At 30.3% G+C, this 26,175-nt stretch carries 24 protein-coding genes and 6 tRNA genes; 8 read left to right on the top strand and 22 right to left on the bottom strand.

Features of this window, described 5'->3' with window-relative positions:
* The first annotated feature begins 31 nt into the window (after window positions 1-31).
* Genes ACA135_RS01720 through ACA135_RS01710 form a run of 3 tightly spaced genes read left to right on the top strand, consistent with a single transcriptional unit; the run spans window position 32 to window position 2,564 of the window.
* Window positions 32-1,219 carry an adhesin gene (locus ACA135_RS01720; protein WP_409198588.1) on the top strand — a complete coding sequence of 396 codons (1,188 nt, stop codon included), beginning with the start codon at window positions 32-34 and terminating at the stop codon, window positions 1,217-1,219.
* The gene (locus ACA135_RS01715; protein WP_409198587.1) at window positions 1,216-2,031 is read left to right on the top strand and encodes a hypothetical protein; all 816 of its coding nucleotides are present in this window, start codon (window positions 1,216-1,218) and stop codon (window positions 2,029-2,031) included. Before ACA135_RS01720 ends, ACA135_RS01715 begins: the two co-directional genes overlap by 4 nt.
* Before the next feature lie 47 nt (window positions 2,032-2,078).
* Window positions 2,079-2,564, top strand: coding sequence for an HD domain-containing protein (locus tag ACA135_RS01710; protein ID WP_409198586.1), 486 nt, complete (start codon window positions 2,079-2,081; stop codon window positions 2,562-2,564).
* On the opposite strand, the gene rimI is transcribed toward ACA135_RS01710, so the two are convergent.
* Window positions 2,559-2,996, bottom strand: a complete 438-nt coding sequence (gene rimI / locus ACA135_RS01705) for a ribosomal protein S18-alanine N-acetyltransferase (protein WP_409198585.1) — start codon at window positions 2,994-2,996, stop codon at window positions 2,559-2,561. The two genes, ACA135_RS01710 and rimI, sit on opposite strands and share 6 nt — an antisense overlap.
* A 165-nt stretch (window positions 2,997-3,161) precedes the next feature.
* Between rimI and ACA135_RS01700 the strand changes: the two genes are divergently transcribed.
* Both ACA135_RS01700 and cobK read left to right on the top strand, forming a co-directional pair.
* Window positions 3,162-3,554, top strand: a complete 393-nt coding sequence (locus ACA135_RS01700) for a UPF0146 family protein (protein WP_409198584.1) — start codon at window positions 3,162-3,164, stop codon at window positions 3,552-3,554.
* A 48-nt stretch (window positions 3,555-3,602) separates the two neighbouring features.
* The gene (gene cobK / locus ACA135_RS01695) at window positions 3,603-4,391 is read left to right on the top strand and encodes a precorrin-6A reductase (RefSeq protein WP_409198583.1); all 789 of its coding nucleotides are present in this window, start codon (window positions 3,603-3,605) and stop codon (window positions 4,389-4,391) included.
* 132 nt (window positions 4,392-4,523) lie between these two features.
* Here cobK and ACA135_RS01690 read toward each other — a convergent pair.
* The 18 genes from ACA135_RS01690 to ACA135_RS01605 all read right to left on the bottom strand — a co-directional run bounded on the left by ACA135_RS01690 (window position 4,524) and on the right by ACA135_RS01605 (window position 20,226).
* A tRNA-Ser gene (locus ACA135_RS01690) sits at window positions 4,524-4,608 on the bottom strand.
* 118 nt (window positions 4,609-4,726) lie between these two features.
* Window positions 4,727-5,035: a 30S ribosomal protein S10 gene (gene rpsJ / locus ACA135_RS01685; protein WP_409198582.1), complete on the bottom strand. Its 309-nt coding sequence runs from the start codon at window positions 5,033-5,035 to the stop codon at window positions 4,727-4,729.
* Between the two features lie 132 nt (window positions 5,036-5,167).
* Complete coding sequence (tuf, locus tag ACA135_RS01680; RefSeq protein WP_409198581.1) at window positions 5,168-6,409, bottom strand: translation elongation factor EF-1 subunit alpha; 1,242 nt, start codon at window positions 6,407-6,409, stop codon at window positions 5,168-5,170.
* Between the two features lie 284 nt (window positions 6,410-6,693).
* Window positions 6,694-8,886, bottom strand: a complete 2,193-nt coding sequence (locus ACA135_RS01675; protein ID WP_409198580.1) for an elongation factor EF-2 — start codon at window positions 8,884-8,886, stop codon at window positions 6,694-6,696.
* A gap of 42 nt (window positions 8,887-8,928) precedes the next feature.
* On the bottom strand, window positions 8,929-9,489 hold the full coding sequence (locus tag ACA135_RS01670) for a 30S ribosomal protein S7 (RefSeq protein WP_409198579.1): 561 nt from the start codon (window positions 9,487-9,489) through the stop codon (window positions 8,929-8,931).
* Window positions 9,490-9,503: 14 nt separating this feature from the next.
* Window positions 9,504-9,929, bottom strand: coding sequence for a 30S ribosomal protein S12 (locus tag ACA135_RS01665; RefSeq protein WP_409198578.1), 426 nt, complete (start codon window positions 9,927-9,929; stop codon window positions 9,504-9,506).
* Between the two features lie 700 nt (window positions 9,930-10,629).
* Complete coding sequence (locus ACA135_RS01660) at window positions 10,630-11,061, bottom strand: NusA-like transcription termination signal-binding factor (RefSeq protein WP_409198577.1); 432 nt, start codon at window positions 11,059-11,061, stop codon at window positions 10,630-10,632.
* A gap of 6 nt (window positions 11,062-11,067) precedes the next feature.
* Window positions 11,068-11,367 carry a 50S ribosomal protein L30e gene (locus ACA135_RS01655; RefSeq protein WP_409198576.1) on the bottom strand — a complete coding sequence of 100 codons (300 nt, stop codon included), beginning with the start codon at window positions 11,365-11,367 and terminating at the stop codon, window positions 11,068-11,070.
* Between the two features lie 9 nt (window positions 11,368-11,376).
* Window positions 11,377-12,534, bottom strand: coding sequence for a DNA-directed RNA polymerase subunit A'' (gene rpoA2, locus ACA135_RS01650; RefSeq protein WP_409198575.1), 1,158 nt, complete (start codon window positions 12,532-12,534; stop codon window positions 11,377-11,379).
* A 19-nt stretch (window positions 12,535-12,553) separates the two neighbouring features.
* Entirely contained in the window at window positions 12,554-15,163 is a 2,610-nt protein-coding gene (locus tag ACA135_RS01645) for a DNA-directed RNA polymerase subunit A' (protein ID WP_409199065.1), read from the bottom strand.
* Between the two features lie 57 nt (window positions 15,164-15,220).
* Window positions 15,221-17,053, bottom strand: coding sequence for a DNA-directed RNA polymerase subunit B (gene rpoB, locus ACA135_RS01640; protein WP_409198574.1), 1,833 nt, complete (start codon window positions 17,051-17,053; stop codon window positions 15,221-15,223).
* Window positions 17,054-17,067: 14 nt separating this feature from the next.
* Window positions 17,068-18,624: a DNA-directed RNA polymerase subunit B'' gene (locus ACA135_RS01635; protein ID WP_409198573.1), complete on the bottom strand. Its 1,557-nt coding sequence runs from the start codon at window positions 18,622-18,624 to the stop codon at window positions 17,068-17,070.
* A gap of 417 nt (window positions 18,625-19,041) precedes the next feature.
* A complete protein-coding gene (locus ACA135_RS01630; RefSeq protein WP_409198572.1) occupies window positions 19,042-19,275 on the bottom strand; it encodes a DNA-directed RNA polymerase subunit H in 234 nt (77 codons plus the stop codon).
* Window positions 19,276-19,359: 84 nt separating this feature from the next.
* Window positions 19,360-19,433 (bottom strand) — tRNA-Lys (locus tag ACA135_RS01625).
* A gap of 151 nt (window positions 19,434-19,584) precedes the next feature.
* Window positions 19,585-19,656, bottom strand: a tRNA-Asp gene (locus ACA135_RS01620).
* Between the two features lie 187 nt (window positions 19,657-19,843).
* Window positions 19,844-19,917, bottom strand: a tRNA-Tyr gene (locus ACA135_RS01615).
* Window positions 19,918-19,928: 11 nt separating this feature from the next.
* Window positions 19,929-20,003 (bottom strand) — tRNA-Pro (locus tag ACA135_RS01610).
* 149 nt (window positions 20,004-20,152) lie between these two features.
* Window positions 20,153-20,226: transfer RNA gene (locus tag ACA135_RS01605), tRNA-Thr, on the bottom strand.
* 154 nt (window positions 20,227-20,380) lie between these two features.
* On the opposite strand from ACA135_RS01605, the gene thiM reads away from it, so the two are divergent.
* Window positions 20,381-21,265 (top strand): hydroxyethylthiazole kinase, encoded by an 885-nt coding sequence (gene thiM, locus ACA135_RS01600; RefSeq protein ID WP_409198571.1) that lies wholly within the window; start codon window positions 20,381-20,383, stop codon window positions 21,263-21,265.
* Window positions 21,266-21,289: 24 nt separating this feature from the next.
* On the top strand, window positions 21,290-21,922 hold the full coding sequence (gene thiE, locus ACA135_RS01595) for a thiamine phosphate synthase (RefSeq protein WP_409198570.1): 633 nt from the start codon (window positions 21,290-21,292) through the stop codon (window positions 21,920-21,922).
* A 36-nt stretch (window positions 21,923-21,958) separates the two neighbouring features.
* Here thiE and ACA135_RS01590 read toward each other — a convergent pair whose 3' ends face one another.
* Both ACA135_RS01590 and tpiA read right to left on the bottom strand, forming a co-directional pair.
* Window positions 21,959-23,188, bottom strand: coding sequence for a phosphoglycerate kinase (locus ACA135_RS01590; RefSeq protein WP_409198569.1), 1,230 nt, complete (start codon window positions 23,186-23,188; stop codon window positions 21,959-21,961).
* Between the two features lie 33 nt (window positions 23,189-23,221).
* A complete protein-coding gene (gene tpiA / locus ACA135_RS01585; protein ID WP_409198568.1) occupies window positions 23,222-23,899 on the bottom strand; it encodes a triose-phosphate isomerase in 678 nt (225 codons plus the stop codon).
* 166 nt (window positions 23,900-24,065) lie between these two features.
* Between tpiA and twy1 the strand changes: the two genes are divergently transcribed.
* Window positions 24,066-24,980 carry a 4-demethylwyosine synthase TYW1 gene (gene twy1, locus ACA135_RS01580; protein ID WP_409198567.1) on the top strand — a complete coding sequence of 305 codons (915 nt, stop codon included), beginning with the start codon at window positions 24,066-24,068 and terminating at the stop codon, window positions 24,978-24,980.
* Between the two features lie 53 nt (window positions 24,981-25,033).
* Here twy1 and sucC read toward each other — a convergent pair whose 3' ends face one another.
* The gene (sucC, locus tag ACA135_RS01575) at window positions 25,034-26,143 is read right to left on the bottom strand and encodes an ADP-forming succinate--CoA ligase subunit beta (protein WP_409198566.1); all 1,110 of its coding nucleotides are present in this window, start codon (window positions 26,141-26,143) and stop codon (window positions 25,034-25,036) included.
* Window positions 26,144-26,175: the final 32 nt, after the last annotated feature.

Genomic DNA, 26,175 nt, shown 5'->3' with positions numbered 1-26,175 from the left:
ATAAAAAAAATGAAAGGATTATAAGATTTTTATGAAATGGAAAATTATTACATTTATAATATTAATTCTTTTGATTATTGTTCCAGTTATGGCTGAAGATGTAAATGCTACTACAGTTTTTTTAACCTGCGATAACATGCAAGGTAATGATCAAGACATTAACATGTTAAATGAAATAAAAAATTATATTGAGCAGGAAAGTAATGGGCAGATAACTGTAATCATTGATGATAGTGCATCAAACCCTGGTGAAGGTGATCGTGCAATTCAAGCTGATGCAGATGTTAGTGTGGCAATAGCTTATGCAGATGCTGCTAATTTACTTAATTTAGCTAAAGCATCATCAAGTCTTTCAGATAAAAAAATTGTTTATGTTAATGCGGGTACTTTAGATTTAACAAATATTAATTTTTTAAGAAGATCTTATGATGATAATTATTCTAATAGTTCATTTGCTAATATTCAAAAACCTGGAACACTTTTAACTGAAGCAGGGATAAATTTAATACAACCTTGTCAAGCTTTACCTAATGAAGTTGGTGAAAATGGGATTTCAGAAAGTAGTGATACTGTTAATAAATACTTAGCAGATTCTATTATAAAAGTTGTTGAAAGTGGAAATAGTGGTGGTACTCTTGATACTAATTTAATTTCTTATCATAAAATGGATCCAAAATATATGGCTGAAGATAGTCAGAAAGTAGTGGATGGATATCCTGCAAAAATGGAAACTAGTTATGGTAGTTATACAACACAACAAATTTTGTATATGACCTCATCTTACATTGCAGGTTACTCTTTAAACACTCCAGAGGATTATTCTCCCCCAACTAATCCTGAGAAATATTCTTCATTTAATCATAACCAATATTCCCTACAAGATTATGTGAATATGTCAGATATTGTAGTGGATTATATGGATGAAAATGGGCGAGCTCCAAATTATATTAATTATGATGGTGCGCGTATAGGTTATTATGATTTAGTTTATAATTTTGCCCTATTAACTGAAGATCAAACAAGTTCATCCAAAATGGTACTTCCTCAAGAGGCAGATTTCCATAAGTATTATGATAATACTAATGTAACTTTAGTCACTATTGGAATTGTTATACTTATAGTGATTGTTGGTGTTATTCTTGTTCGAAATGCTGTATTAAAACGTAGACGTAAAAAACGATATTCAAGAAGAAGACCTAAGAATAGAAGATTGAGATGAAATGTGATTATATGAATGAAAATACTCGAATTTTAACCTTGGAAAATGAGGTTAAAATTTTAAAAGGTAAACTAGCTGAAAAAATAGTTTTAATGGATCATTTACAATTGCATATTTGTCCTAATTTAGATACGGATTACATTCTGAAATTTGGTAGTTTAAAATATAAAATAGAGACTAATAAAATTGAATGTGAGAAAATTAAGATGAAAATAGGTTTAATGGAAAAACAATTAAATAGAAAATCTAGGTTAAATCTTTTTGAAATTGATGAACAAGTCGAAAATGAATTTAGAAAACAGAATGAATATTTAAAAGAATTATCTGCTAAATTAACTGTAACTAAAAATCATGGCCTTAAAGAAGAATTAAAGAGAGAAGATTTTAAAAAATTAAACCATATCTATAAGGAAACTCTTCTTCTTTTACATCCTGATTTAGTGGATAATTTTGATTATACTATGGAAAATTATTTATTAAATGCTATAGAAGCTTATGAAAATTATGATTTTAAGACTATTAAATCAATAAAAGTTATGACAATTAATAGTAATCTTTCTAAATCTAAAGAAAAAAATATTAAAGAATTATTAGATTTAATTAATTTATTAAAAATTAGAATAAAACTTATTAACAAAGATTTAATTAAAATTAAGGATTCTTACCCCTTTAATCAAACGGATTTCTTAAATGATGAAGAAAAGGTTAATGAATATAAAAACCGATTAGATGAAGAAAAAAATAATTATATTGAAGAATATAATCATTATGAAAATATTGAAGATAAAATTATAAATAATGCATATATTTAATCATGAAATTTTTTTTTAGAGATAAATTATGAGGGATTATATTTTTTATGACTAATGAAAAATTAATTTATGAAATGATAAAAATTTTTAAAGGTGATTGTAAGCGGATTAATCATTTTTTAAAAGTTTATGCTTATGGTAAAACTATTGGAGAATTAGAAAATGTTTCTAAGGAGACTTTAGAAATTATTGAAGTAGCATGTATTCTTCATGATATTGGAATTAAGGAAAGTGAAATAAAGTATGGTGATTCTAAGGGTAAACATCAAGAAGAATTAGGTCCTATTTTAGCTAAAAAATTACTTATTAAATATGGTTTTTCTAATGATTTTATTGAAAGAGTAATTTTTCTTGTAGGAAATCATCATAGTTATAATAAAATTGAGGGTATTGATTTTCAAATTTTAGTTGAAGCTGATTTTTTAGTGAATCTTTATGAGGAAAATTCTAGCAAATCTAGTATTTCTAGTGTTGAATCTAAAATTTTTAATACTAAAACTGGGAAAGAATTTTTGGAAAATTTATTTTTATGATGGACAATCTAAGTGCATTTTAAATGCATTAGATCCATCTTCGTAATAGTTTATTTCTTCACGGTCAACTACAAATCCTAATGATTTGTAAAAAGTTATAGCTTTATAATTTTGGGTTTTAACTTCTAAATTGATTTTATAGATTCCACTATCTATGAATATATTTATTGCTGTTTGTAATAATCTTGTTCCAACTTTAGTTCCCCTATAATTTTTATCTACAGCTAAGGATATGATATGACCATTATCTATTTCTTTTATCCAAAATAGTATATATCCTACAATTTCTGTATCTTCTTCAGCAACTAAAAACCCTACTCCTAATTCATACAATTTTAATAAAATATCTATATTGTAAGGTTCTGAAAAGGATATTTCTTCTATTTCATACACTTTTTTTAAGTCTGAGTATTGAAATTTTCTTATAATCATTTTTTTTATTAACCTTAAAATTTTATTATTATCTTATATAATGTTTAATTATTTTTTATAAATAATTTTTTATTTCTTTTAAAAAATTTTATTATACATGGTTTATATACTGATTCTTTAGATAAATATTCTTGAGAGAAATTATTTTTAGGGAGATGTGCTATTTTGTGGGATGGTTTAGGAGAGTATATTAAAAATTTAAGTGAAGGTAGAGAAAATTTTAAAGTGGTTGAAATAGGTGTAGGGAAGTTTTTTGATATATCTAACTATTTGAGTGCTTGTGAAAATATTGATTTAATTAAAGTTGATATTAATCCTGCAGATAGAAGTGTTGTTAGAGATGACATTATGGAACCTGATTTATCTATTTATAATGGTGTGGATTTAATTTATTCTATACGTCCTCCTTATGAGATTCAACCTTATTTGATTGATTTATCTGAAAATATTAATTCTTCTCTTATAATTAAACCTTTAACTGGTGAGGATTTAAATGTTAAAGGTAGGAATATGAATTTAAAGAATTTTAAAAAGGTTAGTTTTTATATTTATCCTTAAATTATTTTAAAAAAAGTTTTTTTATTAAAGTTAGAGTGTGGGTTTTATTTGAATATTTTTTTACTTGGTGGGACTAAAGACGCAACTGATATTATAGAGTTAATTAAGGATAATTTTAATGATTCTTATATTTTAACTACAACTACTACTAGATATGGTGGAGAATTATCTTTGAGTAGTGGTAGTGATGAGGTTATTAGTAAACCTTTAGTTAAAGATGAAATTTTAAATATTTTAAGTGATAGGGATTTTGATTTTTTAATTGATGCTACTCATCCTTTTGCTTCACATATAAGTCAAACTGCAATTGAAATTTCTAAGATTGTGAATATTGAATATATACGTTTTGAGAGACCTCCTTTTGATTTAAAAAGTGTTGATACTAATTTTCTTTATCATGTTGATTCTTTTGTTGAAGCGGGGAGATTTATTATAGAAGATTTAAATAAGGATAATCAAAATGTTTTACATTTTGCTGGTGCTAACACTATGAGTGATGTTTTAAAGTATGTAAACAAAGACTTTTTTTATCCTCGTGTTTTAAATGTAGCATCATCAATTGCAAAATGTGAAGAATTAAATATTAATCCAGATCATGTTTTATTTATGAAGGGTGTTTCAACTAAAGAGGAGAATATGTTTTTAATAAATAAATTTAATGCTAAAGTTATTATTACAAAGGAAAGTGGTGAAACTGGGGGTCTTTTTGAGAAGATTAGTGCTGCTAATGAATTTGGAATAGATATTGTATTAGTTGATAGACCTCGCATTGATGATTTAGATGAAGAATACATTGTTAATAGTTTAAATGAATTGCTTCTAAAATTAAAATGTTAAGTATACTTATTGTTAGCTTAATATTTAATGGTTATTTAAATTAAAAGAGTTTAAAAAATTGAGTAGGATTTAGTTATTTTTTAAAATTAGAAAAAAATAGATAGAAATTTAAAAAAAGGTATATGAAATAAACGCCAAGACTGGGATTTGAACCCAGGCGGAGAGAATCTCCACAGGATCTCAAGTCCTGCGCCTTACCTGGCTAGGCTATCTTGGCAATAGTATATTATTAATATTATTGATAAATAAAAATGAATGGGGTATAAAATTGTGCTAAACACTTAATAAAAATAATTTTATTTTTAGCTACAAATTATATCTTTAGATTCATTTAATTAACTTTTTAATTCGATTTCGATACTTACATTATCTGGAACATTGACTTTCATTACTTGTCTCATTGCTCTTTCATCAGCACCAATACCGATTAAACGTTTATGAATACGTAATTCCCATTTTTCCCATGAAGCTTTTCCTTCTCCATCAGGAGATTTACGAGTAGGGACAACTAATTTTTTAGTTGGTAATGGGATTGGGCCTGAAATATCTACACCTGTACGTTCTGCAATCTTTTTAAGTTGATCGCAAACATAATTGAGTTTTTCAGGGTCTGTTCCTGTAAGCTTGATTCTTGCTTGATTCATCTTATCCTCCAAAAAAAATAAAAAGGCTCAAAAATCCATTATAAAAGATAAAAATTAATTACATCCTCCTTAAAAAGGAGAATGTAGGTATTTTATAAGGCTCTTTTATACTGATTTTAATTGTTATCCAACTTATTTAGCTGGAGTTACTGCAATACATACTCCTGCAGCAACGGTTTGACCCATATCTCTGATTGCGAATCTTCCCATTTGAGGGATTTTTCTTGCATCTTCAATAACCATAGGTTTTGTAGGTCGTATTTTAACAAATGCAGAGTTACCAGTTTTTAAGAAATCAGGGTTTTCTTCTTCAACTTGACCAGTAGCTGGGTTGATTTTCTTTGTTAATTCAATAAAAGTACAAGCTACTTGAGAAGTGTGACAGTGGAATACTGGGGTGTATCCTACGGTGATAACTCCTGGGTGTTGTAATACAACAATTTGTGCATCAAATTCTTTTGCAACAGCAGGTGCATCAGTAGTATGTCCAGCTACATCTCCTCTTCTAATATCGTTTTTACCTACTCCACGTACGTTAAATCCGACATTGTCTCCAGGTTCTGCTTGAGGTAATGCTTCGTGGTGTTCTTCTACAGATTTTACTTCTCCGGAAGCTCCTGCAGGTTCAAATATTACATTATCTCCTTGTTTCATTACACCAGTTTCAACTCTTCCAACAGGTACAGTTCCAACTCCAGTAATGGAGTATACATCTTGTACAGGTACTCTTAAAGGTAAGGTTAAAGGTTTTTCAGGTGCATTAAGTTTGTCTAATGCAGGTATGAGTGCATCTCCTTTATACCAAGTCATGTTAGAACTTTTTTCTTTAATGTTGTCTCCTTCAAATGCAGATAATGGGATGAAAGGTACTTGATCAGGTTTGAATCCAATAGATTTAATTAAAGTAGAAACATCTTTTTTTACTTCATTATATTTGTCTTCGCTGTAATCTACAACATCCATTTTGTTTACTGCTACGATTAATTGATTGATACCTAAAGTTTTAGATAAGAAAACATGTTCTTTTGTTTGTGGCATTACACCATCGTCTGCAGCTACTACTAATACAGCTGCATCTGCTTGGGATGCTCCAGTGATCATGTTTTTAACGAAATCTCTGTGTCCAGGACAATCTACTACAGTAAAATCGTATTTGTTAGTGGAGAATTTTTGGTGAGCTAAATCAATAGTTACTCCTCTTTCTCTTTCTTCTCCTAATTTATCCATAACAAATCTGAATTTGTTTTCACCGTCATCTAATTGTTGTTCCGCGATTGCACCTGCTTCTAATAACATGTGTCCAACAAGAGTGGATTTACCGTGGTCAACGTGTCCAATAAATGCTAAGTTTATATGTTCTTTTGCTTTTGCCATTATAAAAACCTCATTTTAATAAATTAATTTTTTATTAGTATAATTTCTTTATTGGTTAAGTAAAGTTACTTAACAATATATACAATAATTGATATTATTTTTCATAATATATAACTTTAATGTTTATATATTTTTTTCATAATATAAATCTTGATTTAATAAATAAAAATCATTACTCTGAATCATAATAATTTTATTATTATTAATCATTTTCAGAGTTTATTTGATTTTAATTTTTTAATTTTAATTAATCTAATAATATTAATTTGAAATCGTAAAGTGATTTATCCTAAGTAATGTTCTGCTCCATAAGGTTCAGCAGATAATCCTTTTCTTTGTCTGATTTCTCTAATAATTTTAGATTGTAATTCTCCAGGTAATCTTTCGAATCCTGCCATTTCAGTAGACCATAAACATCTACCTTCTGCAGCGGATCTAATATCACCTGCAAATCCAAACATTTCAGCTACAGGTACTTTAGATTCAATACTGACCATGTCTCTGTCTTGAGTCATGTCAACAATTTGACCTCTTCTGTTTTGAATTTCTCTAGTACATGATCCCATGTATTCAGATGGAGTGTTGATGAATACTTTTTGCATAGGTTCAAGTAATGTAGGTTTTGCTAACATGATAGATCCATAAACAGCTTTTCTGATAGATGGTAATACTTGTGCTGGTCCTCTGTGAACTGCATCTTCGTGAAGTTTTGCATCTACTAATTTGAATTTTAATCCCATTGCAATTTCATTTGCAACTGGACCATCATCTAAAGCAGATTCGAATCCTTCAATAAGGAGTTCTTTTACTTCATCTAAGTATTGGATACCACGAGTTGCATTTATGAATACACTCTTATTGTAAACATCCCATACTTTTTTAGCTTCGTCTTTTTCCATTCCATATTCTTGGAATTCTGCAGCAGATTCTTTACCTTTGACTTTACCTTCTTTTATTTTACCTTTTTGCATTGCTTTGAATAATTCATCATCTAAAGGTTCAACGGTAATATAGAATCTGTTATGTTTGTTTGGAGATTTACCTTCAACTGGGCCTGCTTTTGCAGATACAGTTTCTCTGTATACAACGATTGGTTCGGAAGTTTGTATATCTACACCTTTTTCGTTGATTCTGTAACTGATAACTTCTAAGTGAAGTTCTCCCATACCAGATACTAAGTGTTCTCCAGTTTCTTCATTAATTTCTACATGAATTGTTGGATCTTCTTTAGCTACTTGTCTTAATACTTCAATAAGTTTTGGTAAATCTTTTGTGTTTTTAGCTTCTACAGCAACGGTTACTACAGGTTCGGATATGTGTTCTAATCCTTCAAATTCTACAATTTTGTGTTCAGGATCACAAATGGTTTCCCCTGCTATTGCTCCTCTTGCACCAGCAACATATACAATGTTACCTGCTGGTACATTATCGGTATTAACTCTTTCTGGTCCGAAGTAGACACCTACTTGTTGAACTCTAGCTTTTGCATGTCCACCTACTAAGAATACTTCTGTACCTTTGGATATGGTACCTCCGTATACTCTTCCAGTAGCAACTTCTCCTGCATGTTTATCTACAGTTACATTAGTTACCATTACTGCTAATGGTCCATTAGGGTCAGTAGTTGTCATGGTTTGTCCTGCAGGACTTTCGATGTCTCCATCCCAGATGTGTGGTACACGATATGCTTGGGATTCATTTGGACTAGGTAAGTGTTCTACTACCATACCAAGTAATACTTCTGTGATTGGTACTTTGTGAGCTAATTCTTTTTGTTTATCATCATTACAGTAGTCTATGATATCTTTGAAGTTGATTTTAGTTTTTTGCATGATTGGAACATTTATAGCCCAGTTATGGTAAGCTGATCCGAATGCTACACTTCCATCTGCTACATCAAATTTCCATGCATCTCTAAATTCTTCTGGAGCTACATTTTTTACGAGTTTGTTTGCTTCAGCTATGATTTTAAGGAATCTGTTTTGTAATTCATCAGGTTCTAATTTTAATTCATTAATTAATCTATCTACCTTGTTGATGAATAAAACAGGTTTAACATGTTCTTTTAATGCTTGTCTTAATACAGTTTCAGTTTGGGGCATGATACCTTCAACAGCACATACTACAACTACAGCTCCATCTACTGCTCTCATTGCACGAGTTACGTCTCCACCGAAATCAACGTGTCCTGGAGTATCAATTAAGTTGATTAAGTATTCTTTTCCATCATAATGGTGAACCATGGATACGTTTGCTGCATCGATTGTGATACCACGTGCTTGTTCTTGTTCATCGAAATCTAAGAATCTTTGATCCCCTGCAAGTTCTTCAGAAATCATTCCTGCACCTGCAAGTAAGTTATCAGATAATGTTGTTTTACCATGATCAATGTGTGCTACAATACCAATGTTTCTGATAGATTCTGGTTTGTACATTAAATCCTTGATCTTTTCAATCATTTTATCTCGTCTACTCAAAATAATCACCTATAATAATAATTTTTTGTGTTATTTTAACACTTAATGTGCAGCTTTTGCTACTCTTTCTTTTTCTTCTTTCTTACGTAATGCAAAGCTTCTAGAATCTTCATTTGAAGCCATTAATAATTCATTAGCTAAACATTGTGCCATAGATTGTTTGTTTTTGAATGCTGATTGCATTGTTCCTAAACTTATGAAACCTAATGCTAAATCTACTCTTCTTTGTGGGGAAATATCTACAGCTACTTGGTATCCTATTCCACCGTATTTAATACGAGTAGTTTCTTCACGAGGTGCAGATTTTTCTACAGCTTTTACTAAGATTTGAACTGGATTTTGTTTGGTTTTCTTTTGAATAATTTCTAATGCATCTCTTACTGTAATGTATGCTTTATTTTTTTTACCAGAATTTCTTTCAGTTCTCATTAATTTGTTCATTAATCTTTCTACGATAGATACTTTAGATTTTGCAAATTGTCTTTTAACATGTCGACCTGATGTATGAGGAACAATGGTTTCATCTAAGCAGATGTATCCATTTAAACCTAAATCAGAAATTTTAACATCATCTAATTCATATTTTTCAAAAATTTGACTCATACGGATTACCTCACTTATCTTACTGGTTTTTCAATTTTTCCAGATACCATTTGTTCTAAAGCTACATTATTAACTTTAGATACTTTCCAACGAACCCCAGGAATATCTCCCATGGATCTTCCGGATGGTCCTCCGATTCCTTCAATCATTACTTCATCGTGCTCATCGATAAATCCTATAGCATTGTCTCCTGGAGCGAATGCTGTTAATTGTTTACCGTTCTTAATTAATTGAACACGTACACATTTACGAATTGCAGAGTTAGGTTGTTTTGCTTCTATTCCTACTTTTTCAATTACAATTCCTCGTGCTTGTGGAGCTCCTTCTAAAGGATCTGCTTTAACATCTAATCTTAAAGCTTTTCTTTTGTATTCCACATCTTTCCATTTAAAATGTTGTCTTTTACTTTTTAATTTTTTTGCAGCAAAAAGTCCTGGCATATTATATCCTCTTTTTCTTTTGTCTGTGAAAGATTATAATAATATAATTCATGATTATGAATTAGAAATCCACCGCTGCGATTTACTATAAAATTTTCTTTCTTCACAATATAATTTTTTTATAGCAATCTAAATTTCTAATTTATAATAGATATTATAATTATAGAATCTATTTTTTTGTAATAATACCTTATTTTAGTTTTAAAACTAATTTGAAGGTTTATAAATTGTATTTTTTAATATAATTAGCTAATTATATTTAGTAATATAATTTTTTTGTATTTAGTTTTTGGATTATTTTTTCATTAAATAAATAACGTTAACACTGATTAATATTATTGATTAATTTTAAGTGTTAAAACAAATTGATTTTAAAAAATTAGTATTATTTAATTTTTATACAATATGTTGATTTATGGATTTATTTAATTTTAATAGGTTTTTTGTTATAAAGGAAATTTCTATTGTAACTAAATTGCACACATTTAGTTTCATAGTATTTACTAAATACATTTTTTTTATAACATTAAAATTTGGTTTATGTAACCATACCTATAATATCAATAATTATGTTTTACTACATTTATATATGTTATGTTTTTTCAAGTTTATTTTTTGAAAAAAATCTATTTTAGAAAAAGTTTTTAGTTAATTTAATTATTAAATATTTTAAAAAAAGAAAAAATAAGTAATATCTTATTTATTTTAAAATGATATTACTTATATTATGTTGTCTTTTAGCTAAAAGTTTAGCTCTTTCTATGTTAACACCGTTTTTACCAATGGCAATACGTTTGTTAACAGCGTCTGTTGCAACTGTAGCTATTTTTTCACCTGTTTCTTTTTGGAGAACTTTAATATTTTTAAGTTCTGCTGGAGCTAAAATATTTTTTATGAAAGTTGTTGGATCTTCAGAAAATTCGATGATTTCAACACCTTTATCTACAGCTTTTTGAACTTTGTTGACTGTGCTTCCACCTTTACCGATAGCTAAGCCCATGTCTCCATTTTTAACAACAAAGGTTACTTTACTATTATCTTCATCAATGATACAATCTTTTACCATTGCACCAGTTAAACTCTCAAAGAGAGCTATGTATCTGATTTCATTTGCATTAAATTTAATAGACAATTAAATCTACCCCAATATTTCTAATATAGTAGAATCTCCTGGATCGTTAATGATTAAAGTTGCTACTGTGAATGGTTTTCCACAAACAGAACCTAATTCTACACTGGTACCTTCATATGTTATGAATGGTATTTCAGAAAGTTTTGAATAGTATTCAACATCTTCTTTAATTTCTTTAGGACTGTTTGCTGCTACTACAGCTAATAAACCTCTTCCTAATTTTAAAGATTGAATTGCTTTTTCTGAGCCTAATGTGACATCTCCTGTGTCTACTGCGACTCTTATTCCTCTATCTACGTCCATCATCTGCCTCCTTTATTTATTTGGTTTCATTATGACACTAGCTGAGCCAGTACCAAGGGGTATTGGTTGTCCAATAATAATATTTTCTATTACACCGGTTAAATGATCAACTTCTCCTCTTATACTTGCATGAAGTAAATGTTTACTAGTTTCTTCGAATGCAGCACGAGCAAGAACACTTGATTTTTCTCCACTAATTCCATGTCTTCCTATAGAGTTAACTACTCCTTGGTGAGTCATCATATCTGCAACTAACATTATGTGTCTTATATCAACACTTAACCCTTGTTCTCCGAGAGTTCTAGAGGTTTCATGTATGATTGCGTTACGAGCTGCTTCTATACCAAGAACGTTTTCTATTTCGTATATATCATTAGTGGAAGTTCTAAATTTGTCAATACCTTCTATTTTTAAAACTTGACCTAAATTTGATCCTTCAGTATGTATTGTGAATTCATCTTCTTTACGTATAATTACTTTTCCGATATTTTTAATACCACTTACTTGTAAATCACGTACTTTATCTGAGAGAAGTCTTAGTTCACGAATTGATTGTTTTGAAGGTTCAAATGTAAGCATGTTGTCTTTTATATTTACTTTCTTAAAAGCTTTTTCTATACTTGCAATTATATCATCATAGTCAAGTCTTTTTTCTTGAATTTTTTCAACATCTAATTCTGCTTGAACATTCATTTCAGCATAATTTAAATTGAAATCTTTAATGACATCATTGATTGTACTTTTACCGATTCGGTTTGCTAATTTTTTAACAAATTCTTCATCGTTATTGTATTCTTCTTCAAAGTAAATATCCATTGTTGGAGTTGAAATTTTCTTTCTTGCATCAACAATTTCTATAAGTCTTGGTAGACCTAAGGTAACGTTTAATTCTGCTACCCCTGCGTAGTGAAAAGTACGCATGGTCATCTGAGTACCAGGTTCCCCTACAGATTGTGCAGCTACAGTTCCAACAGCCTCCCCAGCTTCAACATGAGCTCGTTCATAGGCTTCTTCGACTTTAACTATTAATTTATCTAATTCTTTATCAGTTAAATCTCTTCTTACATAAGCATCTGCAAGACTGAGAACATATTTTTCAGGAAAATCGATTTTTCTCTTTTTAAGAACTTTTTCTACTTTAGTTATTGCTTTATCCATTTCTTCTGCCATACTAACCTTACTCCTGAATTTATTTTTTAACTCTCATTTCATCAATTAGTTTATCAAGGTCTGCTGCATGTCCATAATCACTTTTTGCTGGATCTACTCCATCTTCTCCGAACATGGTTTGAACAACTTTTCCTCTATTATCTGTTACTAACCCATTTTCTTTAACTTTTAAATCTTGTAAAGCATTTACAAGTCTTCTTTGCATATAACCAGATTGTGCTGTACGAATAGCTGTATCAACAAGCCCTTCTCTTCCTCCCATAGCGTGGAAAAAGAATTCTATTGGATCTAATCCTTCTTTATAACTTGAATGAACAAATCCTTTAGCTTTAGCACCTAATTCGTTTCTTCTGAAGTGAGGTAAAGTTCTTTCAATATAACCTCTGTGGATACGACCCCCACGAACAGATTGTTGTCCTACACAAGCAGTAATCTGAGTTAAGTTAAGCATAGATGCTCTTGCACCAGTACGTGCCATTACTACACTGTGGTTATCCATTCCAAAGTATGCTTCAGCAATTTCCCCAGATTTATCCCGAGCTTCACCAAGAACTTGCATGATTTTCATTTCTAAAGTTTCTTCTAAACTTCTACCAGGTAATGCTTCTAATTCACCAGCATCAAAAGCTTTAACTAATTTATCTACGTTTTCTTCAGCTTGATCTAAACGTGCTTCAATTCTGTCACTAGCTTCTTCTGGAATTTCTTCATCATTAGTACTTGTTGTGATTCCTGTTTTCATGATTCCACAAATAGCTAAATCAGTTGAACGATCTAAGAATTCTCTAGCTCGATCAGGACCATATTCCTTAACAATTTTATCTAAGATTTTACCACTGAATGAACCATATGCTTTTTCATCTATAGCTCCGTATTCGAGAACCCCATTTTCAATAACAACATATGCATCATTTTCACATGAAGTTCCTAAACATTCATCACAATGTCTACAGATTTCTGCTTTATAATGCATATTAAGATCATCTGGTAGGAGTAAACTGAATAATTCTTTTCCAGTCCAATCTTCATATTTACGTTTAGGTATTGCTAAATGGGATTTTCTGATTATTTGGAAAGCTTGTTCTTCAGTAAATGTTGATCCATCACGGGTTAATAAGTATGCTCCACTAATATGATCGTGGATAGCACCAATAATTGGACCACCAAAACGAGGAGAGAGAATATGTTCTTGTACTCTCATTAATGATTTTGCTTCTGCACGAGATTCATCTGTTTGGAATACGTGCATGTTCATTTCATCCCCATCGAAATCTGCATTGTATGGAGGACATACACAAAGGTTGAGTCTGAATGTTTTATATGGTAAAACTTTTACTTCATGTGCCATCATACTCATTCTGTGAAGTGATGGTTGACGATTGAATAGAACAACATCTCCGTCTTTTAAATGTCTTTCTATAATCCATCCCGGTTCTAAGCTTTCTGCTATGTTTTCTTTGTTTTCATCATAGACTCTCATTTTTCGACCGTCTAATCTGATTACATAGTTAGCTCCAGGATGTTTATTTGGTCCATTAAGAACATGTTCTTTCATTTTGTTAATATTCCATTCATTAACATAAGTTGGAACAGTTACTTCTTTTGCAATCATTTCAGGTACTCCAACTTCATTAATACTAATGTTTGGATCTGGACTAATTACAGTACGTGCTGAAAAGTTTACACGTTTACCTGAAAGGTTACTTCTGAATCTTCCTTCTTTACCTTTTAATCTTTGAGCTAAGGTTTTTAATGGACGACCAGATCGATGTCTTGCTGGAGGTACTCCTGATGCTTCATTATCAAAGTAAGTTGTTACATGGTATTGTAATAATTCCCATAAATCTTCTACAATTAATTGTGGAGCTCCTGCTTCCATGTTTTCTATTAATCTTTGGTTGATTCTTAAAATATCAACTAATTTATGGGTTAAATCATCTTCAGATCTTTCACCAGTATCTAAAGTGATTGAAGGTCTTACAGTTACTGGAGGTACTGGTAATACTGTTAATACCATCCATTCTGGACGTGCTACTTCAGGGTTTACTCCTAAAATGTAAGCATCTTCATCTTTGATTCTTTCTAATTTTTCTCTTACTTCAGATGCAGTTAACTTGTAATCTCCTTGAATGATAGATATTGGTTTATCTATTTTAACAGCTTCTTGTTCTGCTCCACAATGTGGACATTCATCTTTACGTGCTACATTATAGATTTCTTTAATTAAGCCGTTTAGATTTTCCCCATTTTCTTTTAATTCATTCATTTTATTTGTGTAGGTTTCAATTTCAGAATCATCTAAAAGGATTCTTCCACATTCATTACAAGTTGAACGTAAGATTTTATGAATAATATCTCCAAAACCTACATGTATTACAGGTCTTGCTAAGTCGATACTTCCAAAGTGCCCTTGACATTCTCCTCCTCTAAAACCACAGGTTCTACATTTTAAACTTGGGTCTATAACACCTAAATGAGGATCCATTAATCCATTTTCAATTGGGTATCCATCTTCATCGTAGGTATCGGGAGTTTCAATTTTAACAACAGACATTTTCCGAATATCATCTGGTGACATTAATCCAAAATCTATTTCATTAATCTGTTTTATAATTCCTTTTTGCAAAATATTAGCTCCTTTTAATATATTTTATTAGTAATCATAAGTCCGTCTTTGTTAAGTTTCTTATGCTTTATCTCCTAATACTAATTTAGGGAAGATACATAAACTTTTGAGTTCATCGAGTAAAAGTTTAAATGCATATGAAATTTCTACTGGGTAAGATTCTGAATCGCCACATATTGGGCAGTATTTTTTATCTTTGTTTTTATCGTATACTGCTAGCATACCACAATTGTCACAAACGATTGCTTCATATTTATCTGATTCATCTAAGAGTCTTTCTTTTAATGATAATGCTGCTCCGTGTGCTATAAGACAATCTCTTTCCATTTCTCCAAATCTTAAACCACCTTCACGTGCTCTTCCTTCTGTTGGTTGGCGTGTGAGAACTTGTACTGGTCCTCTTGAACGAGCGTAGACTTTATCTGTTGTCATGTGGTGTAATTTTTGGTAGTATGCTACTCCGACAAATATTTCTGCTTCTACTCTTTCTCCAGTGGAACCATTGTATAATGATTCACAACCTGCAGATTCAAATCCATGGTCTTTTAAGGTTTGTTTGATTTCGCCTTCAATATCATCATTGAATGGTGTTCCATCAATACGTTCTCCTTCTAAACAAGCTGCTTTACCTGCTACCATTTCGAGTACTTGTCCTACAGACATTCTTGATGGTATCGCATGGGGGTTTACTATAATATCTGGTATTACTCCATCTTCTGTGAATGGTACATCTTCTTGGGATAAGATTAATCCAACTACCCCTTTTTGCCCGTGTCTTGAAGCGAATTTATCTCCGAATTCAGGTTGTCTTGTTTCTCTTACTCGGATTTTTGTTAATTTACTTCCTTCAACAGTTTCGGTTAGTAATACTGCATCGACTATACCTTTTTCACCGTGTCTTACGGTTACACTTGTTTCTCGTCTTTTTTCAGCTACTGTACCGAATTCATCGATTTCTTCTAAGAATCTTGGAGGGCTTGTTTTTCCGATTAATACATCTCCAGATTCTACATGTGATTCTGGGTTGACTATTCCATCTTCATCTAAGTTTCTGTATGATTCTTCAGATCTGTATCCTTTTACTCCTTTTTCTGGGACTTCGAATTTATCTTCTTGTCCTCCAGGGTATCTTCTTTCTGATGCTTCATATGATCTGAAAAATGAGCTTCTTCCCATTCCTCTTTCAAGAGAAGATTTGTTTAGGATCATTGCATCTTCCATGTTATACCCTTCATAACTCATTAATGCTACTACTAAGTTTTGACCGGATGGTCTTGCATCATAATTGGTTGCATCAATTATTCTTGTTTTTACTATAGGGGTTTGTGGATGATGTAATAAGTGTGCTCTTGTATCTGTACGTAATGCATAATTTGATACGTATAATCCAAGTGCTTGTTTGGTCATACCTGCTTCCATGGTATTTCTTGGAGAAGAATTGTGATCTGAAAATGGGATGATTCCTGCACATATACCTAACATAGTGGATGGGTCGATTTCTAAATGAGTTATATCTTCATTTAAATCATTTAATGTCATTGCTATGTATGCATTTTCTTCTTCTTCTGCATCTAAATATTCAATTAAACCCATGTTTATTAAATCATTCCAAGTGATTTTTCCTTTTTCAACTTGGTCTAAATGTTCTTCTGTAAGTAATGGAAGTCCATTTTCTACTATGATTAAAGGTCTTCGAGCTCTTCCTGGATCATTGAATATGTAAATTTCATCTGTATCATTATAATAGGTTATGTTCATTTCATCAGATACTTCACCAGCTCGTCTTTTTTCTCTCATTTGCTTGGTGAAATCTATAGGATCGTTTACTGAACCAATGAGTTCCCCATTAATATAAACTTTAGCTTTGTTAACTTGATTTGCTGTTTCTGTCACGGAATTCCTCCTGATTATTTGTTTAATACATTCATTGATTCAATTGTATCAACTATTTCTTGAGTGTCTGAACCTTCGGATATTTTACATAATAATGCTAAGTTTTTAACTAATCCACAATTAGGTCCTTCTGGAGTTTCATTTGGACATATTTTACCAAATTGTGTTGGGTGTAAATCTCTTGCTTCAAAGTGGGGTTGACTTCTTGTTAATGGTGATACTACACGTCTTAAATGTGAAAGTGTTCCCATGTAACTAGTTCTATCTAATAATTGACTTACTCCAGCTCTTCCACCTACCCAATTACCTGTTGCTATAGCATGTTTAATATTTTCTGTTAATACATCTGAACGTACAGCTTGTTTAATAGATAATGTTTTTCCACGTGATAAGCTTCTTTCTAATTGGTAACTCATATCTCTAGTTAAACTTGTGAAAGCTACTCTGAATAAATCTTCCATTAAATCTCCAGATACTCGGAGTCTTTTGTTAGTGTAGTGATCCTTATCATGGGGATCTCTTTCTCCAGCTATTACTTGAAGTAACATTTCAGTCATTTCTGCAAGATATATTGCTTTATCATGACGTCTTTCTGGTTCGGTTCCCATGTGTGGTAATAAGTATCTGTCAATAACATCTTCAGCTCTTTTGATTCTGTATTCTTCAGTCATACCTTTTGCTACACGATTTCCTATGAATTTTATTGCTGCTTGAGTTAAGTAATCTTCTTTTTCTTCAGCAGATAATTCTTCTAATTCTTCAGCATCTATTTTAAGTTGGGATGAGGATACTTGCATATCATCTGCAATTACCATTTGATAATTGAAGTTTTCAGATATTGCTGTGATGATTTTTTCATCAGTAGATAATCCTAATGCTCTAAGTAAAATAACAAGAGGTATTTCTCCAGGTACATATGGGAAAGATATTCTTAAGAAAACACCGCTTTTACGTGGTTTTTTATATTCTAAAGAAATTCTTGCTCTGAAACCACTTTTAATAGAAGTTACTATTGCTTTTGCTCTTCTATCTTCGAATTCTCCAATTCTTTCTAATATGATTTTGTTTGGAGCGATTTCTTCCATTGTAACTACTGCTCTTTCAGAACCGTTTACTATGAAATATCCACCAGGGTCTTTAGGATCTTCTCCTTTAGCAACTAATTCATCAGCATTAAGTCCATGTAAATGACAAATATCAGATTTAAGCATAAGTGGTAATTCACCAATATATACTTCATCTTCTTCAGTGAGTGGATTTTGTGGTTCTCCTTCTTCATCTAATGTCATTTCTAAGTACATATGTGCTGAATAATTTAAGTTTCTTAATCTTGCTTCAGTTGGATAAATCATACTTTTTGATCCATCTGCTTCTTTAGTGAATGGTTTATGAATATGTAATTTACCTGTTCTTACAGTATATTTACCATTTTCTAAGCTTATTGGATCGGTTATATCAATAATTTTTTGTATACGATTGTTAACAAAGTCGTTGTAAGATTTTAAATGGTGATCTACCAATTGGTATTCATCAAAAAATGAGTTTACTAAACCCCATGTATTTTCTTTCATGGACTTCCTCCAGATTTATAATAATTAAAATTTTTTTGTAAATAAAAAAAAATTGTTAAAATTCTTTATAATTATTTTTTTAAAATAGATTAAGTACTCTTAATTTATATTATAATAAGTTAAGAAGTTTTAAAAAAAAATTTTATCTAGATAATTTTCTTGAATTTAATTATTTTTTTATACAAAATATTTTTTTTATAATTTTTTCCTTGATATTTAATAAATTTAAATATCAATTCGTTAATTTTTCTTGCTTGAAAGGTTTAATTTTGTAGTTATTATTGTTAATTAAAAATTGAATTCTAAAAAATAACCAGTTTTTGAACCTTAAATTTTTAATTTGAAATTTTTACCTATTTTTTATAGTTTTATAAGAAAAAATGATTTAGTTTTAGTAAAAAAAAAATTTTATCTTTTTTACTCTTCAACTAGTCTGTAGGTTAAAAAGGTTCCTGCAGTTTGACTATCTCTAGTTATTCTTAAGATATCTCCTGGTTTAGCATCTATAGCTTTTACAACAGGATCTTTTGCTTTAATTTTAGGTAATTCTTCAACATCATATTCTAAGCTTTTTTGAAATTTCTTAGTTTCAGAATCAGTTAAAATTTCATGCTTTGGAACATAATGATGTTCTAGAATATTCATCTTCACAATATTCCTCCAAATAGAATAAATTAAATTCGAAATTCGATTAAAATATCTAGTAATTAATATAAAGTATGTAAAAAATTAGAACGGGCCCGACGGGAATTGAACCCGCGGCCGCTTGGTTAAAAGCCAAGCGCTCTGCCAGACTGAGCTACGGGCCCTTGATTACAAATGAAAATAATTGTTATATTAATACTAATAGTATTTACGTTTTTGTAGTATTTAAATGTAGGTTTTAATATTTAAAATTATAAGTTTTTTATGTCCTTTTGAATAGGCATATGCACTCTATAATAGGCTTAAATATTTAAACGCCCTGGCCGGGATTTGAACCCAAGTCGCGGGCTCGACAGGCCCACATGATAGCCCCTACACCACCAGGGCAAATAATACAAAACATGAACAAAATCTTAAATTTTGCCCATTATTACAATATAGATTTTACATATATATAAAGGTATTGTTTTTTAATTATTTTTTTAAAATAAAAATAATTATTTCAACTCTTAAACAAAATATTTAAGATAGAATAGGATTAAATTTTATCCTTTTCACCAATACAAATATGAAATCCCGCCTGCCGGACTTGAACCAGCAACATTTGGATCTACAGTCCAACGCTCTGCCAAATTGAGCTAAGGCGGGTAGACATTTGATGGGACCGCCCGGATTTGAACCGGAGTCTCAGGCTCCCAAAGCCCAAAGGATCGACCAAGCTACCCTACGGTCCCAAGATATAATATATTATGTTTTCATTACTTATAAATATAACTCTTATTTGATTCAATTTAATAAAATTTATGTTGAAAATTAATTAAAAATTGTGAAAAATAATTTATCCAAATAGATAATATTTTTTTATTAGATAATATATTTATCAAGCCCCGGGTGGGAATTGAACCCACGACCACGAGATTACAAGTCTCGCGCTCTACCAGACTGAGCCACCGAGGCACCATAAATAAAATATTCAACATTAAGTTGTTAGTTTATTTTCCTTTAAATACTTTTCGGTTATTTGAAAAAAATAATAATCTATCATGAATATTCATGACAAATTATTTAAGTTATAATAACAAAAATAATATTTCCTAAGAAAATTTTTAAAATGATGATAACAATGAAAGAAAAAGCTAAAACCATAACCAATGAAATACTAAAAGCTTTAGAAACTGTAAAGAGTGAAAAACCATTAACAGTGGGATTAACAAATAATGTAACCATAAATGATTGTACTAATGCAATGTTAGCAGTAGGGGGAACTGCAGCAATGTTTGATGACGATGAAGATGGTGCAGATTTTGCAGCAATAGCACAATCCTTTGTAATAAACATTGGAAAATTAAACAGAATGTCCATCAAAATAATAAAAGAATCATGCAAAAGAACTGATGAAAACAATACCCCTGTAATAATAGATCCAGTAGGAATAAGTGTTACAGAAAACAGAAAAAACATAATTAAATACTTAATAAAAAATCATAATATCACATGTATTAAGGGAAACATGTCTGAAATAAGAGCTATTGGAGATTTAATGGAAATAACCAAAGACAGCACAACCGGAGCAGTTGGAGTAGATGCTAATGATAATGATTTAATTAATGAAAAAAATCTCAAAGAAAATGCTGCAATAGTTAAAAAGATAGCTAAAAACTTAAACATTATTATAGTCGCAAGTGGACCAATAGATTTAATATCAAATGGAGAACAAACTTATAGTATAAGTAATGGTGATGAAATGATGTCATTAATCACTGGTAGTGGCTGTATGTTAAGTATGATAGTTGGTGTCTATGAAAGTGTAAACAACCCATTCATTGGAGCAATAGCTGCAACAGCCCATATGGGAATTGCTGGAGAAAAAGCTAGTGAATATGTTAAAGAAAATAATTTAGGTACTGGTAGTTTTAGAACTATGCTTATAGATTATTTATACAAAACTTCTCCAGAAGATTTAAAGAAAGAAGCAAAAATTAAAGAAATATTCTAAAAAAATAATAGGAAACGATTAAATATGGATAAAGATATTGATTATAGTTTATACTTAGTAACTAATAATAAAAATAAAACTGAAGATGAATTTTTAAACATTATTGAAAAAGCAGCTAAAGGTGGCATTACAATGCTTCAAGTTCGTGAAAAAGAATTACCTTTAACTGAATTTTTAGAAATAGGTAAAAAAGTTCAAAAAATAGCTAAAAAATATAATATTCCATTTATTATTGATAATAATGTAGCTATAGCAATGGATTTAGAAGCTGATGGAGTTCATGTAGGCCAAACAGATATTGATGCTGCTGAAGTTAGAAAAGTAATTGGACCGGATATGTTACTTGGTGTTTCAGCTCAAACTGTAGAACAAGCTAAAAAAGCTGAAAATGATGGTGCCGATTATATTGGATCTGGTGCTGTTTTTCCATCTCCAACAAAACCTAATGCTCCACATATAAGTCTTCAAGATTTGAAAAATATTGCAGATTCTGTAAATATTCCAGTTGTTGTTATAGGTGGAGTTAATGAATCTAATGTTAAAGATTTTAAAGGTACAAATATTGAAGGGATTTGTGTTGTCTCAGCAATTATGGAAAGTAAAGATCCTGAATTTACTAGTGAAAATTTAAAAAAGGAATTTGATGCTATAAAATAAAAAAAAAGAGATTATAATAATATTTAAAATTTAATTTTATTTTTCAAAATTTTTTGCAGAATCTTCTAAAGCTTTAACTGCTGGTAATTTTTTTCCTGCAAGTAAACTTATACAAGCTCCACCACCACTACTTACATGATCCATTTTATCTTCATATCCTAAACTAGTAGTAGCTGCAGCAATATGTCCTCCACCAATTATACTATAACCTTTAGATATTGCTATGGAATTTATTATATCTTCAGTGCCTATTGCAAATTTCGGATTTTCAAAGACCCCTGCTGGACCATTAGCAAATATTGTTTTTGCATCTCTAATTATTTTTGCATATTCTTTAATTGTTTCTTTACCTATATCAAAGATTGAATGATTTGTTATTTGGTTAATAGGTAAGTCTTCTCTTTCTCCATCAACATTTACAGCTACATCTTTTGGATATACTATTTGATTGGGGAATTCTTTAAGTAGTTGTTTTGATTTATCCACCATATTATAGTAACCTTTATTTTTAATGAAATCTTTATTAACATCATTAATATCGATTCCAGCTGCCCATAATAAAATATTTGCTATTATACCAGAAGTTATAACGGTATCTGCAGTTCCATTTCTTAATACATTTTCCATTACCATTATGGAGTCGTCTGCTTTCATTCCTCCGAGAACAAATACACATGGTTTTTTAACATTATCTAATGCTTCGGTGAGTATTTTTAATTCTTTTTCCATTACTCTACCTGCTGCTGAAGGAACCTTTTTAGTGAATCCTACAAGTGAAACTTGTGATCTGTGTGCTGCTGCAAATGCATCGTTTATAAATAAATCTATAAGTGGGGATAATTCTTTTACCATTATTGATTTTGATTGTTCTTCTGGAGTTCTTTGAAGTGTTTCTTCTGAGAAAAATCTTGCATTTTCAAGAAGGAGTAATTCACCATCTTTTAAATCTCTAATTGCTTTTTTTGCTCTAACTGAAAATATTGAGTCTACATATTTCACATGTATACTTAATATATCTGTTAATACTTCAGCATGTTGTTTTAGAGTTGTGAAATCAGTTTTTCCTGGTCTGCTTTGGTGGGCTAGAATAACTGTTTTTGCACCTTTGTTTGATAATTCTTTTAATGTTTCGGAATGTAATTTTTCTCGAGTGTCATCTAAAATTGTTCCAGATGAGGGGTCTACAGGTGAGTTTATATCAATTCTTATAAGAACTGTTTTTCCTTCTATTTCAAAATCATCTAATGTATTAAAGTTAATTGACATATTATTTTTCCCTACCTAACTATTTTACTCCTATTATATTTTACTTACTAAATCCAGTAATGCTTCTTTTGGATTTTTAGCTTTTATTATTCCACTAGCTAAAAGAACTCCTTCTGCTCCAAGTTCTATAGCTGCTTTCATATCTTCTCCTGTTGATATTCCTGCGCCACATAAAACTTTAACATTTTTGTTAATATTTTTTACTTTATCTACGGTTCCTGTGATGATTTCAGGTTCTGCTTTAGATACTGGTATTCCTGTTCCTATTAATTCTGGAGGTTCTACTGCTACATATGTTGGTGAGAGTGTTGCTATTGCTTCACTTGTTGCAACATTGTTTGAGCATACACATGTTTTTAGGTTTGATTCTTTTGCTTTAGTAACTAAAGATTCTATATCTGCTAATTTCATTCTTTTTTCTGAATGATTTAGTAATGTTCCATCTATGCCATTAGCTAAAAATGATTCTAATAGATTTGATCCTGTGTTTCCACCTGGTTTTATTGGATCTATATGTTGTGCATAAACTGGTATGCTTGTTTCATCTTTTATTTTTGTTATATCTATTGCTTGTGGTGATGCTATCATTGGTATTCCTGTTTCATCATAAGCACTTTCTAAGTCTTTTGCTAATGATAATGCTTTGTCTCCACTAGATTCTAAATAAGTTTTATAATTTAATATTACAATAGGTTTATCATTTTTAGACAAATTTAATTACCCCATAAAAATTTTTTAATTTTTGAATTCCTTGAATTTTTTTTAGAAAATAATCTTTTTAAAGAATTCTAAACGTATATAATAAATAATATTATGTATAATTATATTTATAATTAATTTTAATTAGGTATATTTTTAAAAATTTATGGTTTTTATTATGTCATTAACTAAAAAACAACAAGAAAAATTAGAGTATAGTGGTTATCGTTTTGTAGGTGAACATGGTCATTCTGCAGCCAAGATTTGCCATTGGCAGAAAAAAAGTATTTTGAATGAGGGAGTTTGTTATAAAGAGAAGTTTTATGGTATTGAAAGTCATCGTTGTCTTCAATTTTCTCCTGCAGTTCCTTTTTGTAATCAGAAGTGTAGTTTTTGTTGGAGGGATTTGTCTTTAACTGAAACTGAATGGGATGGGGATTATGATGATCCTAAGACTATTATTGATGAGGCTATTGCTGCTCAGACTAAACTTTTATGTGGTTTTTGGGGTAATGATAAAGCAGATAAAAAGAAATTAGAGGAAAGTAAGAAACCTACTAATGCTGCTATTTCTTTAGCAGGTGAACCTACTTTTTATCCTGAAATTGATGAGTTAATTGGTGAGTTTAATCGTCGAGATTTTAACACTTTTCTTGTTAGTAATGGGATGAATCCTAAAAAATTGGAAGAGTTAGAAAATGAACCTACACAATTATACATTTCCTTAGATGCACCTGATGAGAAAATTTATAAAGATGTTTGTAACCCTCAAATAAATGATGGTTGGAATCGTTTAAATGAAACCCTTAACTTTTTAAATAGTTATGATAGTAGAACATGTATACGGACAACATGTGTTAAGGGAAAAAATATGGTTAAAGCAGAAGATTATGGGAAACTTTTAGAAAAAGCAAACCCAACTTATGTAGAAATAAAAGCATATATGTGTGTGGGATATTCAAGAGAAAGATTAACACTTGAAAATATGCCAACATTCCAAGAAGTAAAAGACTTTGCAGAAGAAATTTGTCAATACACAGGTCAAAAAATAATTAATGACTCTGAGATAAGTAGAGTTGTATTATTAAAATAAAAAAAATATTTAAAAAATAGTGAAAATTAAAAAAAATTTAATATAAAATTTTTTTAATCTTTAAGGGAATTACAGATTTCAACAGCCTTTTTAGCAGCTTTTTCCATACTTGTTTCATATGGAATTCCAGCATCATCTAAAATCTTTTGACCTTCTTTCTCATTAGTACCAGTTAAACGTATTACAATATGAACTTCTTTATTAGTTGCTTTAATAGCATCCACTACACCTTTAGCAACATCATCAGCCCGAGTAATACCTCCTAAAACATTTAAAAATACTACTTTCACAGGAGGGTAAGTTAAAACTAAACTTAACGCTTTTTTAATAGTACTTTCAGATGATCCTCCACCAATATCTAAGAAAGTAGCAGGTTCACCACCTGCAAGTTTAATCATGTCCATTCCAGTTAAAGTTAAACCTGCACCATTACCTAATACTGCAATATCCCCATCAAGAGTAACAAAAGCAAATTCTTTCTTTTGGAAGTTTAATTCTTCCATAACATCTTTATGACGGAATAAAGCATCATTTTCTATTTCTAATTTAGCATCAGCAGCAATAAAACCTTCTGGAGTTAAGGCTAAAGGATTAATTTCAGCAGTATGAGCATCATATTTATCGAATACTTGATAAAGTTCCCAAATTACATTACCAATTCCTTGAATATATTTAGAATCAACACCCATTTTAATTGCAATTTCACGAGCTTCAAATGGGAAAAATTCTCTTAAAGGGTCAACATGATATTTAATAATTTTTTCAGGATTAGTTTTTGCTAATTCTTCTATTTCCATTCCACCTTCAGCACTGACCATTATAATAGGTTTTTTATTAGCTCTATCTATAGTAATGGATAAAAAGAATTCTTTAATAATATCTGCTTTTTTTTCAATTAATAAATGATTAACTGTTTCATCTTTAATTTTAGAACCTAAAAGTTCAGTAGCTTTCTCGAAAGCTTCACCCGGAGTATCTGCAAATTTAATACCTCCAGCTTTACCTCTTCCTCCAGTTAAAACTTGTGATTTAACTGCAACTGGAACTCCAAATTCGGTAGTAATAGCCATAGCTTCTTGAGGAGAATATGCAACTTCTCCATCTAAAATTTGAATACCTTCCTTTTTAAAGATTTTTTTTGCATTATTTTCATAAAATTTCATGATTATTCCCCAATAAATTATTTATTTATTTA

Origin of the sequence: Methanobrevibacter acididurans, from assembly GCF_046197875.1 — an archaeon.
In the GTDB taxonomy this organism is placed as follows: Archaea; Methanobacteriota; Methanobacteria; order Methanobacteriales; family Methanobacteriaceae; genus Methanobrevibacter_A; species Methanobrevibacter_A acididurans.
The sequence above is the reverse complement of the archived record's forward strand: the minus strand, read 5'-3'. Positions and strand labels throughout refer to the sequence as shown.